We start from the raw sequence: 13748 nt of genomic DNA, 5'->3' as shown, positions 1-13748 counted from the left end.
CTGGCTCGGGCACTTGGCCCGGGCAATAAGTTGCCAAGTATAAGACGTAAACGCTGTTTAAGGCACTTTGCACGAAATCCACATCGAAGGAATCGTGCAAAATGCGAGCGATTCACGTCCATGTCACTCAACTGTCACCGTCGCCCGCTAGCCTTCAGGCTATTTCAGGGACGTCCACATGCCGCTCGCCGAAGCCTTGCCCCAAACCGCACCCAGCCTGACCGCCGTACTGTTCGGTCTCAGTGGCTGCCTGGTGGATTTCGGCGCACACACGCGCCGGCACGGCAGCCACTCGGCCGAACACGCCGAGGCCACACCCGGCGCACTGGATAGCCTGCGCAGCTTGCAGCGCCGGCAAATCCCCTGCGCCTGGCTCGATGAGCTGCCCCCTGCCCTGAGCCAATCCCTGGCCGCTGCGTTGCCTGAATGGATCAAGCAATCGCAACATCTAGCAACAAATACCCCATGGCCCGCCCCGAACGCCTGCTGGCAAGCCTTGATGACCCTGAATGTCGAGCGACTCGACGGCTGCGTACTGGTGAGCGGCGAACCCCGCCTGCTGCAAGCGGGGCTCAATGCCGGGTTGTGGACCATCGGCCTGGCGTCCTGCGGCTCGCTGTGCGGATTGACGCCTCAGGAATGGCAAGCGCTGACCCCGCAGGGGCGTGACATCAAACGCGCCAGGGCCACGATACAACTGTTCGGCCTGGGCGTGCATTCGGTGATTGACCACCTCGGTGAACTCGACACCTGCCTGGCCGATATCAGCTTGCGTCGGCTCAAGGGCGAAAAGCCCTGACCGAGATCATGCAGGTTGCGCGCGAGTGGATTAATCTAAAGGTCAGGCATCGACCTTTGGCCTTCTGTCATGGTCTATGCCAGTGCCTATCGATTAAAGAAGGAAGAACGCCATGCCCGCCCGCGAACTGCAAGAACAGCTCAATGCCCTGCGCGAGCAATTGGAACAGAATCCTCCGCTTTCCGAAGCCGAGCGCGCTGACCTGCACGCGCTGATGGAACAGATCGAACTTGAACTTGAGCTGGAAACCAAAACCCAGGGATCCAGCCTCGCCGATGGCGTCAACCTGGCCGTGGAACGCTTCGAACTCGAACACCCTACCCTTGCCGGCACCCTGCGCAACATCGGGCAGGCCTTGGCCAACATGGGGATCTGAACCCTCCTGATGCAAAAAAGCCCTGCTGGCGATAGCAGGGCTTTTTCATTTCTGAAATTCGAAACTTGAACCTTGAACCTTGTAGGAGCTGGCTTGCCAGCGAAGGCAATCTACCAGTCRACTAAWATGTCGRCCGAACCRCCGCTTTCGCTGGCAAGCCAGCTCCTACAGYTTGATGTTACTGACGGACGATGCAAAAAAGCCCCGCTGGCGATAGCGGGGCTTTTTCATTTCTGAAATTTGAAACTTGAACCTTGTAGGAGCTGGCTTGCCAGCGAAGGCAATCTACCAGTCGACTAATATGTCGGCCGAACCRCCGCTTTCGCTGGCAAGCCAGCTCCTACAGYTTGATGTTACTGACGGACCAGGCGATGGTTCGGCAGCTGCACCTCTTCGGTGCTGCGGTACGGGTTGATATCCAGCCCGCCACGGCGTACATAACGCGCATACACCGTCAGTTTCTCCGGTTTGAGCAACCGCTGCAGGTCGAGGAAGATCCGCTCTACACACTGCTCATGGAAGTCCGAGTGCTGGCGGAAGCTGACGATGTATTCGAGCAGGCTCGCGTGATCCAGCGCCGCGCCACGGTACTCCACCGCCACGCTGCCCCAGTCCGGCTGGCTGGTGACCGGGCAGTTGGACTTGAGCAAATGGCTGTGCACGCTCTCCTCGACAATGCGCGAATCATCGCAACGCAGCAGTTCCGGCCGTGGATGCTCGTAGTTGCTGACGCTGATATCCAGCTCGTCGATGCACACGCCCGGCAAGGCCACGACGCCTTCGCTCTCGACATCCTTGAGACTGCGAATACGCACGCCCACCGGCTTGCCGGCAGCCGCCGACAAATCCTTGACCAACGTCGCCTCAAGGCTCGCGGTATCGGCAAACGGCGTCTGGTTCAGGGAGTTGAGGTACAGCTTGAACGACTTCGATTCGATGATGTTCGGCGAATCCGCCGGAATGCTGAATTCACCGATCGCCACCACCGGCTTGCCCGACGGCAGCAGCCAGGACAGCTCGAAGCAGTTCCAGAAGTCCACGCCTTTATACGGCAGGGTTTCAGCCGTCAGGCCCAGTTCCGCCCACTTCGCGGTGCGCGGGATCGGGAACAGCAAGGACGGCGTGTAGGTGGCGATGTATTCGCTGGACTTGCCCAGCGGCGAGTGTTCGGCTGCGGGATGCATGGCGGAAACCTGACTGAAGAATCAGCGGATTCTATCAGCCTTTGCTCCCGCCTTTGAGTGCTTACTGACTGACAGTCAATTTGCCGACCATGCCAGCCTCGTAATGACCGGGGATGTTACAGGCAAATTCGAGGCTGGTGGCCTTGCTGAAGGTCCAGGTCAGCTCGGCGGTCTTGCCCGGCTCCACCAGCACGCTGTTCGGGTCGTCATGCTTCATGCCGTGGTCCATCGAACCGTGATCCATACCGGCCATGTTGCCGTGGTCCATTACCTTCATGCCGGTGGGCGTCAGCATGCCGCTCTGCTGCATCTGCAACATTTCCTGCTGGTGTCTGGCGTGCATCGCCGCATCCCCCAGGTTGAACTCATGCAACAACTGGCCTTTATTGACCAGCACGAAGCGCACGGTTTCCCCGGCCTTGATGTCGATGGCCTGCGGCGTGAAGGACATGTCCTCCATCACCACCTCGATGCTGCGGGTCGCCTTGGCCGCCGGGGCCGGCTGACCGAAATCGTAGCTATGCCCGGCGTCCGCCCACACCGGTGAACTCAGCGCCAGCAAACACAGGATGTGCGCCACGGACTTGCGTAAAAACATCGTCATACTCCAACAAGATAAGGCTCAGCATGGGGAAAACTCTAAACTGCTGCCACTGCCCGCAACCTGACAGCCAGATTACAACTTTGTCAGGTTGACCTGTATGAACGCTGCCCACGGTATAAAGCGTTCGTTCCATCTGCCAAGAGCTGCCCATGAAACTGCTGATCGTCGAAGACCAACCGAAAACCGGCCATTACCTGCGCCAGGGCCTGGCCGAGGCCGGGTTCAACACGGAACTGGTGGCCGACGGCAACACCGGCCAGCAATTGGCCCTCAGCGGCGAATATGCCCTGCTGATTCTCGATGTGATGCTGCCCGGTCGTGACGGCTGGCAGATTCTGCAAGCGGTGCGCAGCGCTGGCCTGGACACGCCGGTACTGTTTCTGACAGCACGTGACGCCGTGGAGGACAGGGTTCACGGCCTCGAACTGGGCGCCGATGACTATCTGGTCAAGCCGTTTGCCTTCTCCGAACTGCTGGCGCGAGTGCGCAGCCTGTTGCGTCGCGGCAGTGCCACGCCGCAGGAGACCAGCCTGCAACTGGCCGATTTGCGCCTGGACCTGATCCGTCGCCGGGTCGAACGCAGCGGCCAGCGTATCGACCTGACCGCCAAGGAATTCGCCCTGCTGGAAATGCTCCTGCGCCGCCAGGGTGAAGTCCTGCCCAAGTCGCTGATTGCGTCCCAGGTCTGGGACATGAATTTCGACAGCGACACCAATGTCATCGAGGTGGCGATCCGTCGTCTGCGCCTGAAGATCGACGATGAATTCCCCAACAAACTGATCCACACCGTGCGCGGCATGGGTTACGTCCTCGAAGAGCGCCCCGCCTGATGCGCCGGCTGTCCTTGAGCAGCCGCCTGGCGCTGTTGTTTGCCGCCTGCACCGCCGTGGTGTCGTTGTTCGCCGGGGTGCTGTTCAGCCGCGCCAGCGAGGCGCACTTCATTGAGCTCGACCAGCAACTGCTGGACGGCAAACTGATTGGCTTGCGTCGGGCCTTGCACGACTTCCCGTCGAGTGACAGCGAAACGAAGCTGGCGGAGGAATTGAGCCGGCAGGCTGGCCTGCCCCTGCGAATCACCGGCAGCGACGGCCAGCGCTGGTATGACAGCTCGACCAACATTCCCCAGGTATTGCCGCGCCAGCCCGGATTGTCGACGGTAAGCCATGACGGCATGGATTACCGCGTCCTGAATGCACCGCTTTTCGCGGACAAACCCGAGTCACCGCAACTGACCTTGCTGCTGGACATCACCCACCACCAGCACTTCCTGCAACGCATGCAGCATTTGATCTGGCTGACCGTCGGCCTGTCGGCCCTGGCTACCGCCCTGCTTGGCGCCTGGGCGGCACGCAGCGGTTTGCGCCCGTTGCGGCGGATCAGTGCGGTGGCCAGCGGTGTTTCCGCGCAATCGCTGAACGCGCGGTTGCCTGAAGAAAACATGCCGCCGGAACTGGCGGAAATGGCCCACAACTTCAACGCCATGCTCGGACGCCTCGACGACTCGTTTCAGCGCCTGTCCGCGTTCTCCGCCGACATTGCCCATGAACTGCGCACGCCATTGTCGAACCTGCTGACCCACACCCAGGTCACCCTCACCCGCCCTCGCCCCCTCGAGGACTATCGCGAGGCCCTGCACAGCAACCTCGAAGAATTGCAATGGATGGCGCAACTGGTCAATGACATGCTCTATCTGGCCAAGGCTGACCATGGGTTGTTGATGCCCAAGCGCGAAGCGCTGGAACTGGCCGAAGAAGCAGACCTGCTGCTGGAGTTTTTTGCGCCACTGGCGGAAGACGCGCGGGTGACGCTCGCACGGGAAGGTCATGGGAGTCTGGAAGGCGACCGCAGTATGTTGAGGCGAGCATTGTCCAACTTGCTGGATAACGCGCTACGTTTTACCCCCGCCGACGGCGAGGTTCGGGTAAATATCGTCGAGCAAGCGAATGGCCTGAGATTGAGCGTCGAAAACACCGGGAGCGGGATAGACGCACAGTTACTGCCGAAGCTGTTTGACCGTTTCTACCGTGCAGACCCGGCACGCCGCGAAGGCAGCAGTGAACATGCGGGATTGGGATTAGCGATCACCCAGTCGATCATCCGCGCCCATGGCGGGCAGATTCGTTGTGAATCGGAGAATGGGTGGACGCGGTTTGTGATCGAGTTGCCAAGGGGGGATTGAGGCTGGCAGGACCGGCCTCTTCGCTGGCAAGCCAGCTCCTACGAAGAGCTGGCGGTGTCAGGTCTTACGAATAGCGCAAAGCGTGAGCCGGCTCGATCTTCGCTGCCCGCCACGCCGGGTAAACCGTGGCCAGGAAGCTCATGACGAAGCCCGCCGTGCAGATCAGCGCCACATCCGCGCCTTGCAGCTCGGACGGCAGGTTGCTGACGAAATACACGTCGGAACTGAAGATATGCTGCCCGCTGACCCGCTCGATCCAGCCCACGATCTGGCTGACGTTCAGCGCGGCAATCACGCCCAACACACCGCCAATCAGGGTGCCGACGATACCGATCACCGTGCCCTGCACCATGAAGATCGCCATGATCTGCCGTGGCGTGGCGCCGATGGTGCGCAGGATCGCGATGTCCGCACCCTTGTCGTTCACCACCATGATCAGGGTCGCGATGATGTTGAACGCCGCCACCGCGACGATCATCAGCAACAGCAGGCCGATCATGGTTTTTTCCATTTTCATTGCGCTGAACAGGCTGCCCTGGGTGTGGGTCCAGTCGTCTGCCTTGTAGGCGGCGCCCAGCCCCGTGGCGATGTCGCTCGACACTTGCGGCGCGGCATACAGGTCCTTCACCGCCAGGCGCACGCTCTGCACCTGATTCGGCTCCCAGTGCTGCATCTGCGCGGCATCGGCCATGTGGATCAGCGCCATGGTGCCGTCCAGCTCCGCACCGACCTTGAACACGCCGACCACATTCAGCCGCTGCATGCGCGGGGTAATGCCGCCCGGCGCATTGCTGACTTCCGGCACGATCAGGGTGATCTTGTCGCCAACGTTCAAGCGGAAGCGGCGCGCCGTGATCTCGCCGATCACCACGCCGAATTCGCCCGGCTTCAGGGCTTCGAGACTGCCCTGGACAATGTGCTTGGCGACGATGGATACCTGGCCTTCCAGCGCCGGGTCGACACCGCTGACCTGGATTGGCTGCATCGTGCCCTTGTAGGACAGCATGCCCTCCATCTCGGTGAACGGCACTGCCGCCGTCACTTCCGGGTTTTTCATCGCCGCCGCTGCCACGGGTTTCCAGTCATCAATCGGATTGACGCCGACGATGGTGGCGTGCGGCACCATGCCGAGGATGCGCGAGCTCATTTCGCGCTGGAAGCCGTTCATCACCGACAACACCACGATCATCGCCAGAACGCCGAGGGCGAGGCCGATCATCGACGTCATCGAGATGAAGGAAACAAAGCGATTGCGGCGCTTGGCGCGGGTATAGCGCGTGCCGATAAAGATCGATAACGGTCTGAACATTCGCTGGGGCACCGTATGGAAATAATAGACCCGACGCCTTTCCAGACATCGGGTTTCAGCCAATCAGATGGGAGTGAGACAGCCTTCCTGCAGGTGCAGGACGCGGTCCATCTGGCGGGCCAGGTTCATGTCGTGGGTCACCACCAGGAACGCCGTGCGCATCGAGGTGCTGAGTTCCAGCATCAAGTCCTGAATGCCCTGGGCGGTATGGGAGTCGAGGTTGCCGGTTGGCTCGTCGAGCATCACCAGGCCCGGTGTGTTCACCAGGGCGCGGGCGATGGCCACGCGCTGACGCTCACCACCGGACAATTCGGCCGGCTTGTGCTCCAGGCGATGGCCCAGCCCTACCCGCTCCAGCAACGCCGTGGCACGCTGGCGCGCTTCGGGGATCGCGGTCTTGCCGATCAGCAGCGGCATGCAGACGTTTTCCAGCGCGGTGAATTCCGGCAGCAGGTGGTGGAACTGGTACACGAAGCCGAGGGCACGATTACGCAGCAGGCCGCGTTTCTTCTCGCTCAACGCCGACAGCTCCTCGCCGTCGAGCCAGACGCTGCCCTTGGTCGGCGTATCGAGGCCGCCCAGCAGATTGAGCAAGGTACTTTTGCCCGAGCCCGACTTGCCGACGATCGCCACGCGCTCGCCCGGGTGCAACTCCAGTTGCAGGTCGGCCAACACTTCCACCGACTCCGGACCTTCCTCGTAGGACTTGCCCAGGCTGCGGCAGCTCAAGATTGCTTTATCACTCATGCCCGACTCACTCATAACGTAGCGCCTCCGCAGGCTGGGTGCGCGCGGCACGCCAGGCTGGATACAGGGTGGCGAGGAAACTCAGGACCAACGCCGCAGAGCAGACCATCACCACGTCCTGGCTCTGCACTTGCGATGGCAGGTAATCAATGAAGTACACGTCGGCGTTGAGGAACTTGTGGCCGATCAGGCCTTCGAGGGCCGCAATCGCGGCACTGACATTCAGCGCCGCGAAGATCCCGACCACGGCGCCGATCACGGTACCGACCACGCCAATGACCGTGCCTTGCACCATGAACGTGCGCATGATCGTGCCCGGCGTGGCGCCCAGCGTACGCAGGATCGCGATGTCGCCCTTCTTGTCGTTCACCACCATCACCAGCGTGGATATGATGTTGAACGCCGCGACCGCGACGATCAGCAGCAGCAACAGGCCGATCATGGCTTTTTCCATGCGGATCGCCTGGTACAGGTTGCCGTGGGTGCGGGTCCAGTCGCGGGCGTAGTAGCGGTCTTCACCGAGATCGCGGGCGATGCTCCACGCGGTGCGCGGTGCCTGGAACAGGTCGTCGAACTTCAGGCGCAGGCCCTGGACCTGATCCGGCTTCCAGCGGTGCAGCCGGGCCAGATCCTGCAGGTTGGTGACGCCCAGGTAGCCATCGAGCTCGCCGGCGCCGACATGGAAGATGCCGACCACGGTAAAGCGCTTCATGCGCGGGAACATCCCGGCCGGGGTCACGGTGACTTCCGGTGCGACGAAGGTCAGCTTGTCGCCGATCACGGCTCCGAGCTTGGTCGCAGCCTTGTCGCCGATGACGATGCCGAACTCACCCGGCACCAGATCGTCGAGTTTTCCCTGGGTCATGAAGTGATCGATGATCGACACCTGGCGCTCTTGCGCCGGGTCGATGGCATTGAGCAGGACTTTCGAGACCTTGCCGTTATTGGTCAGCAAGCCTTGCATTTGCGTAAACGGCGCCACGGCCGTCACCTGCGGGTTCTGCTTGACCTTGGCCGCCAGGCTTTGCCAATCGCTGATCGGCTCACCGGACTCGATGGTCGCGTGGGGCACCATGCCCAGCACGCGGGTGCGCATCTCATGATCGAAGCCGTTCATCACCGAGAGCACCACGATCATCACGACCACGCCAAGGGCGAGCCCGATCATCGAAGTCAGGGAAATGAATGACACAAAATGATTGCGACGCTTTGCACGGGTGTAACGCGTGCCGATAAATACGAAGAGAGGTCTGAACATGTCGGGGCTTGTTCGGAGGGAAAAGGAACGTCCTTGTGGCGGGGGTCGATAACCAGCTTTACACTCAGACCACCGCCGCTACCATGGGTTCGCCATGTCGACATTAGATGAAGAAGATCGCCGCGAATACTACCGTATCGAGGATACGATCGCACTGGAAATTCGGCCCCTGTCCGCTCGCGAAGCCGCAGGCCAAGAAGTGTTGCAGGATGCTTCCCCGCTCTTCAACTTGCYCAGCGAACTGCACCTGAGCGAATTCGAGTCGCAACACCTGTTGCGCCAGATCAGCGAACGCGACCGCACGACAGCCGCATTCCTCAAATCCCAGAACAAACGCATCGATTTGCTGAGTCAGGTCGTCGCTCTGACAGTGCTCGGGCAGATCGGCGAACCGCGGCCGGTGATCATTTCCGAAGGCGGCATCGACTTTCAGCATCCACATCCCATCGCCGCCGGCGCACGCCTGTCGGTCAAGCTGGTGCTGATGCCGCAGGCCCTGGGCCTGCAGCTGCGCGCTCGCGTCACCCACTGCGACCGCAAGGGAGATGGCTATGACGTCGGCACCGAGTTCGAACACCCGACCGACGCCCAGCGCCAACTGCTGGCCCGCCACATCTTGCAAAAGCAGGCCCAGGAACGACGCCAGGCCCGCGAACAGCTCGAATCAGGCAATTAATTTAAGGAAGAACCGTGACCCTCATCTACGGCCATCGCGGCGCCAAGGGCGAAGCACCGGAAAACACCCTGACCAGCTTTCAGGAATGTCTCAAGCACGGCGTGCGTCGCTGTGAACTGGACCTGCACCTGTCCATGGACGGCGAGTTGATGGTCATCCACGACCCGACCCTCAAGCGCACCACGGACCGTCGCGGCAAGGTCGTCGAACACACGGCGGCCGAGCTGGTGACGTATGACGCACGCAAGGGCGGCCCGGACTGGATCAAGCCGTGCCCGATTCCGACGCTGGAAGAACTGTTCGAGAAATGCGACTTCGATCACTGGCAGTTGGAAGTCAAAAGCGCATCGAGGATGCGTGCCGCGACCACCGTGCTGGCGATTCGCGAAATGGTCCAGCGTCATGGGCTGATGGACAAGGTGACCATCACCTCGAGTTCCCGGGAAGTGCTGAAGGCCGCGCTGGAACTGGTGCCGGACGTATCCCGCGGGCTGGTGGCCGAGTACGCCTGGCTCGACCCGCTGAAGGTCGCGGCCAGCTATGGCTGTGAGATCCTGGCGCTGAACTGGACACTGTGCACGCCGGAACGCCTGCAAAGGGCGCAGCGTCAGGGGCTGCATGTGTCGGTGTGGACCGTCAACGAGCCTGCGCTGATGCGCAGACTCGCCGACTTCGGCGTTGACAGCCTGATTACAGACTTTCCCGGTTTGGCCACCGCCACCCTCGAGAATTGCTGAAATCGGTCTCCCCGGCCGGCTCAGGCCACCGGCCGGAGCCGCTCAAAAAAGCCGGTTGAGGCCGTCGTACGCGGCTACCCGATAGGCTTCGGCCATGGTCGGGTAGTTGAACGTGGTGTTGACGAAATACTTCAGCGTGTTCAGTTCGCCCGGCTGGTTCATGATCGCCTGACCGATGTGCACGATCTCCGACGCCTGATAACCGAAGCAGTGAACGCCCAGGACTTCCAGGGTTTCACGGTGGAACAGGATCTTCAGCATGCCTTGCGGCTCGCCGGCGATCTGCGCCCGCGCCATGCTCTTGAAGAACGCCTTGCCGACTTCGTACGGCACCTTGGCCTGGGTCAGCTCCTGCTCATTCTTGCCGATCGAGCTGATCTCCGGAATGGTGTAGATGCCGGTCGGCACGTCATTCACGAAACGCCAGCTACCGTTATCGACGATGCTGCCAGCGGCCGAACGACCCTGGTCATGGGCCGCACTGGCCAGGCTCGGCCAGCCGATCACGTCACCGGCGCCGTAGATGTTCGGCACGCAGGTGCGGTACGCCTCGTCGACTTCGATCTGACCACGGCTGTTGACCTTCACGCCGATGTTTTCCAGACCCAGCTGATCGGTGTTGCCGGTACGACCATTGCACCAGAGCAAGGCGTCGGCCTTGATCTTCTTGCCGGACTTGAGGTGCAGGATCACGCCGTTGTCCACGCCTTCGACGCGGTCGTAGTCTTCGTTATGGCGAACCGTGATGTTGTTGTTGCTGAAGTGATAACTCAGGGCCTGGGAAATTTCCGAGTCGAGGAAGCTCAGCAACTGACCACGGTTGTCCACCAGCTCCACCAGCACACCCAGACCGCTGAAGATCGAGGCGTATTCGCAACCGATCACGCCGGCGCCATAAACGATGAGTTTGCGCGGGGTGTGGCCGAGGCTGAGGATGGTGTCGCTATCGTAGATACGCGGGTGGTGGAAATCGATGTCCGCCGGGCGATAAGGGCGCGAACCGGTGGCGATGATGATGTGCTTGGCCACCAGTTTTTCGACCACGCCGTTGGCGCAGACCACTTCGATGGTTTGCTCGTCGGCGAAGCTGCCGGTGCCGAAGAACACGTCGACGCGGTTACGGGCGTAGTAGCCGGTACGCGAAGCGACTTGTTTGGAGATGACTTTCTCGGCGCTTTTCAACACGTCCGGGAACGAGAACCAGCGCGGCTCACCAATGGCCCGGAACATCGGGTTGGTGTTGAATTGCATGATCTGCCGCACCGAGTGACGCAGTGCCTTGGACGGGATGGTGCCCAAGTGAGTGCAGTTGCCGCCGACCTGGCGACGGCTATCGACCATCGCCACCTTGCGCCCTGCCTTGGCGGCGTTCATTGCCGCGCCTTCTCCCGCCGGGCCGGAACCCAACACCACCACGTCGTAGTTGTAGACAGCCATGCGTACTCCTCAGAACAGGCCGCGGCACCCTCGGCACCTGCGGCTAAATCACGCCAATGCGTGGCATGAAGGAACAATTTGGGGCCAGTGCAGAACCCGGACACAGTCTATAGAAGCGTCAACGCCGCGCACATTAACCCTTGGTCGCGTCGTAGGCTACTTTTGCCTGCGCTACAACGCCAGTTTTCAATGCTCAAATTGCCGAAATCATTCGGTTTTTTCGCCACTGAGGCGTTCAAAAGCGTGACTGCTGCGTGTGACGAAACCTGTATCGGCACGAATCACAAAAAATGCGCCGATATCGTGTTTTTCTGCGTAGTCCCAACCGCGCTCCGGACCAAGAATCAACAACAGCGTCGATAAGCCATCGGCCATCAACGCTGAAGGATGAATCACCGTGACCGATGCCAGACGGTGTGAGACCGGCGCACCGGTGCGCGCATCGAAGGTGTGGGAAAAACGCTGGCCGTTCTGCTCGAAATAATTACGATAGTCGCCGGAAGTGGACAGGCCATAACCGTCGACAACAATGACGCGCTCGGCCACTTGCCGGTCATCCCGCGGCTCTTCCAGTGCAATGCGCCATGGCGAACCGTCAGCCTTCCTGCCGGACGCCTTGAGCTCCCCCGTCGCTTCGGCGAGATAATCGCGAATGCCCATCGCCTCGAGTCTTGCGGCAATCGTGTCCACCGCATAACCGGCGGCGATGCTGTTGAAGTCGACCTCGACGGCGGCGTCCTTGCACAACTGGTCGCCCTCGATGCGCAAGTGTTCATGGCCGACGCGCTGGCGGGTTTCGGCGAGCGCTTCGGCAGTCGGGACTTTTTCCCCGCGGGCCTGCGGACCAAATCCCCAGAGATTGAGCAACGGCTCCACCGTCAGATCGTAGGAACCTTCACTTTGCGCTGACAATTGCTCGCCCACGCGAACCAATTCGAGGATCGACGCCGGCATTGCCTGACAACGGTTGGCCGGTAATGCATTGAAGCGCTCGATGTCCGAGTCGCTGCGGTAGGTCGACATTTGCCGGTCAATGTCAGCGAGGATCTGCTCGACCTGGACGCGGACTTCGTCCGGCGCCGGAAGGTTGGCGTGGCGCACATATTTGATCGAATAGGTGCTGCCCATGGTGGGACCGCCGAAGGTTTCGAGGGAGTCACTGCTGCCACAACCAGACAACAGGACGATCAACACAAAGCACCATATCCGCCAGATCAACAAATCCTGCATCCCCTGAAGAACACCCTGATACACCATCGAGGCTCGCCATTATGCGATAGAAACTGTGGGAGCGAGCTCGCTCGCGATGGTCGTCAACGATAACGCGTGCTTACCAGTTAAACGCAGCGTTCTTAGCTGCATCATAGGAACGCCGCCCGGAGCAAGCTCTCTCCTTGTATGTTGGCCCTGATTCCAACGGGGTCTTTTCATGGAGTCGCGGTATCGGTGACGCATTGTTTTAGTCGATGCGAATCCGTGCCACTGCCTTCGCTGCGATCAATATCGCCGTTGGCATCAAGGTAAATATGCGTATTAGGCCACCTAGGGCTTACGTTGACGCAGTGTCGTAGCGCTCCATCGTCCCACCAAGAAATCTCCATGAAAAATTTCTCATCTGGAAACAATAATCCATAATCACGTGTACCGCCCCCAGGCTGCATCCGCCCTTTGAATATTCGGTGTTGTACGTTCCAGATGTATTTAAGTTCTTCTTTAGCATCTTTGGAGTAATGAATAGTCACAGTAGGTAACCCAATATCCCATTGGGTGATGACCAGAAAAACAACTGGGATCCATAGCCATCGCTTGTGCGATCTTCGCGGTTTACTTACAGACGTGGACACGCCTCCCCCCCCAGTTCGCCGGTTCAATGGCAAGCACTTCATTCATGACCATCTTCGCGGTGACCCCACCTTTGGAGTGTTGATTAGCGAGAGGCATGCCGATACGGATCGCTTTATATCGTGTTAAGTCGTTTTTCTCATATTTTTGCGACTTTCAGGGGCTCGCTGTATCCGTAATACATTGCTTCAAGCGATCCGAATCCGTGCCGCTGCCTTCGCTGAGATCAATATCGCCGTTGGCATCGAGGTAGATATGCGTGTTGGCCCACGTCGGGGTTATGTTGATGCAATGCGCACGAATGTTCTTGCTCCACCAGGAAATCTCCATGAAAAACTTCTCATCAGGAAACAAAAAACCATGATCGCGTGTGCTGCTGCCAGGGGGCATGCCACCTTTATATATCCGGTGTTGTACATTCCAGATGAACCGCAATTCGTCTTCGCCATTCTTGGAGTAATGAACTGTCGCGGCGGGCAGCACAATAATTTGCCAGAGGGCGATCAGCAGAAGAACCAGCAATGGCAGCAATAGCGGTATCAACGGAATCCATAGCCACCGAATGTAACGGAACCGAGGTTTATTTGCAGGAATGGACAC

At 60.0% G+C, this 13748-nt stretch carries 15 protein-coding genes; 6 read left to right on the top strand and 9 right to left on the bottom strand.

Features of this window, described 5'->3' with window-relative positions; genetic code table 11:
• The first annotated feature begins 178 nt into the window (after positions 1-178).
• Positions 179-799 carry an HAD family phosphatase gene (locus AC1DXW_RS08615; RefSeq protein ID WP_477755954.1) on the top strand — a complete coding sequence of 207 codons (621 nt, stop codon included), beginning with the start codon at positions 179-181 and terminating at the stop codon, positions 797-799.
• A 112-nt stretch (positions 800-911) separates the two neighbouring features.
• Positions 912-1175 carry a DUF4404 family protein gene (locus AC1DXW_RS08610; protein ID WP_477755953.1) on the top strand — a complete coding sequence of 88 codons (264 nt, stop codon included), beginning with the start codon at positions 912-914 and terminating at the stop codon, positions 1173-1175.
• Positions 1176-1528: 353 nt separating this feature from the next.
• On the opposite strand, the gene queF is transcribed toward AC1DXW_RS08610, so the two are convergent.
• Both queF and copI read right to left on the bottom strand, forming a co-directional pair.
• Complete coding sequence (queF, locus tag AC1DXW_RS08605) at positions 1529-2359, bottom strand: NADPH-dependent 7-cyano-7-deazaguanine reductase QueF (RefSeq protein WP_477755952.1); 831 nt, start codon at positions 2357-2359, stop codon at positions 1529-1531.
• Positions 2360-2420: 61 nt separating this feature from the next.
• Entirely contained in the window at positions 2421-2957 is a 537-nt protein-coding gene (gene copI, locus AC1DXW_RS08600; protein WP_477755951.1) for a copper-resistant cuproprotein CopI, read from the bottom strand.
• 155 nt (positions 2958-3112) lie between these two features.
• Between copI and AC1DXW_RS08595 the strand changes: the two genes are divergently transcribed.
• Both AC1DXW_RS08595 and AC1DXW_RS08590 read left to right on the top strand, forming a co-directional pair.
• On the top strand, positions 3113-3793 hold the full coding sequence (locus AC1DXW_RS08595; protein ID WP_007995297.1) for a heavy metal response regulator transcription factor: 681 nt from the start codon (positions 3113-3115) through the stop codon (positions 3791-3793).
• Entirely contained in the window at positions 3793-5142 is a 1350-nt protein-coding gene (locus AC1DXW_RS08590; RefSeq protein ID WP_477756118.1) for a heavy metal sensor histidine kinase, read from the top strand. The genes AC1DXW_RS08595 and AC1DXW_RS08590 overlap by 1 nt, the downstream gene beginning before the upstream one ends.
• Positions 5143-5206: 64 nt before the next feature.
• Here the strand turns inward: AC1DXW_RS08590 and AC1DXW_RS08585 are convergent, their stop codons facing one another.
• From AC1DXW_RS08585 to AC1DXW_RS08575, 3 genes are all read right to left on the bottom strand, one after another.
• Complete coding sequence (locus AC1DXW_RS08585) at positions 5207-6451, bottom strand: lipoprotein-releasing ABC transporter permease subunit (RefSeq protein ID WP_414873149.1); 1245 nt, start codon at positions 6449-6451, stop codon at positions 5207-5209.
• Positions 6452-6514: 63 nt separating this feature from the next.
• Positions 6515-7198 carry a lipoprotein-releasing ABC transporter ATP-binding protein LolD gene (gene lolD / locus AC1DXW_RS08580; RefSeq protein WP_218428817.1) on the bottom strand — a complete coding sequence of 228 codons (684 nt, stop codon included), beginning with the start codon at positions 7196-7198 and terminating at the stop codon, positions 6515-6517.
• 7 nt (positions 7199-7205) lie between these two features.
• Positions 7206-8456 (bottom strand): lipoprotein-releasing ABC transporter permease subunit, encoded by a 1251-nt coding sequence (locus tag AC1DXW_RS08575; RefSeq protein WP_477759930.1) that lies wholly within the window; start codon positions 8454-8456, stop codon positions 7206-7208.
• A 94-nt stretch (positions 8457-8550) separates the two neighbouring features.
• On the opposite strand from AC1DXW_RS08575, the gene AC1DXW_RS08570 reads away from it, so the two are divergent.
• Positions 8551-9132 (top strand): PilZ domain-containing protein, encoded by a 582-nt coding sequence (locus tag AC1DXW_RS08570; RefSeq protein WP_477759929.1) that lies wholly within the window; start codon positions 8551-8553, stop codon positions 9130-9132.
• Between the two features lie 14 nt (positions 9133-9146).
• Positions 9147-9869: a glycerophosphodiester phosphodiesterase gene (locus AC1DXW_RS08565; RefSeq protein ID WP_477756820.1), complete on the top strand. Its 723-nt coding sequence runs from the start codon at positions 9147-9149 to the stop codon at positions 9867-9869.
• 42 nt (positions 9870-9911) lie between these two features.
• Here the strand turns inward: AC1DXW_RS08565 and sthA are convergent, their stop codons facing one another.
• The 4 genes from sthA to AC1DXW_RS08545 all read right to left on the bottom strand — a co-directional run bounded on the left by sthA (position 9912) and on the right by AC1DXW_RS08545 (position 13748).
• Positions 9912-11306: a Si-specific NAD(P)(+) transhydrogenase gene (gene sthA / locus AC1DXW_RS08560; RefSeq protein WP_007984277.1), complete on the bottom strand. Its 1395-nt coding sequence runs from the start codon at positions 11304-11306 to the stop codon at positions 9912-9914.
• 207 nt (positions 11307-11513) lie between these two features.
• On the bottom strand, positions 11514-12536 hold the full coding sequence (locus AC1DXW_RS08555; protein ID WP_477759928.1) for an FAD:protein FMN transferase: 1023 nt from the start codon (positions 12534-12536) through the stop codon (positions 11514-11516).
• 197 nt (positions 12537-12733) lie between these two features.
• A complete protein-coding gene (locus AC1DXW_RS08550; RefSeq protein ID WP_477759927.1) occupies positions 12734-13150 on the bottom strand; it encodes a hypothetical protein in 417 nt (138 codons plus the stop codon).
• A 154-nt stretch (positions 13151-13304) separates the two neighbouring features.
• Entirely contained in the window at positions 13305-13748 is a 444-nt protein-coding gene (locus AC1DXW_RS08545) for a hypothetical protein (RefSeq protein ID WP_477759926.1), read from the bottom strand.

The sequence above is a fragment of the Pseudomonas sp. P4_C4 genome, assembly GCF_056402055.1.
The sequence above is the reverse complement of the archived record's forward strand: the minus strand, read 5'-3'. Positions and strand labels throughout refer to the sequence as shown.

What these genes read in the sequence shown, in the direction of transcription:
- sthA (WP_007984277.1), bottom strand. Translation starts at nt 11,306, where the DNA reads ATGGCTGTCTACAACTACGACGTGGTGGTGTTGGGTTCCGGCCCGGCG.
- lolD (WP_218428817.1), bottom strand. Translation starts at nt 7,198, where the DNA reads ATGAGTGATAAAGCAATCTTGAGCTGCCGCAGCCTGGGCAAGTCCTAC.
- AC1DXW_RS08610 (WP_477755953.1), top strand. Translation starts at nt 912, where the DNA reads ATGCCCGCCCGCGAACTGCAAGAACAGCTCAATGCCCTGCGCGAGCAA.
- AC1DXW_RS08595 (WP_007995297.1), top strand. Translation starts at nt 3,113, where the DNA reads ATGAAACTGCTGATCGTCGAAGACCAACCGAAAACCGGCCATTACCTG.
- AC1DXW_RS08615 (WP_477755954.1), top strand. Translation starts at nt 179, where the DNA reads ATGCCGCTCGCCGAAGCCTTGCCCCAAACCGCACCCAGCCTGACCGCC.
- AC1DXW_RS08585 (WP_414873149.1), bottom strand. Translation starts at nt 6,451, where the DNA reads ATGTTCAGACCGTTATCGATCTTTATCGGCACGCGCTATACCCGCGCC.
- queF (WP_477755952.1), bottom strand. Translation starts at nt 2,359, where the DNA reads ATGCATCCCGCAGCCGAACACTCGCCGCTGGGCAAGTCCAGCGAATAC.
- AC1DXW_RS08555 (WP_477759928.1), bottom strand. Translation starts at nt 12,536, where the DNA reads ATGCAGGATTTGTTGATCTGGCGGATATGGTGCTTTGTGTTGATCGTC.
- copI (WP_477755951.1), bottom strand. Translation starts at nt 2,957, where the DNA reads ATGTTTTTACGCAAGTCCGTGGCGCACATCCTGTGTTTGCTGGCGCTG.
- AC1DXW_RS08575 (WP_477759930.1), bottom strand. Translation starts at nt 8,456, where the DNA reads ATGTTCAGACCTCTCTTCGTATTTATCGGCACGCGTTACACCCGTGCA.
- AC1DXW_RS08590 (WP_477756118.1), top strand. Translation starts at nt 3,793, where the DNA reads ATGCGCCGGCTGTCCTTGAGCAGCCGCCTGGCGCTGTTGTTTGCCGCC.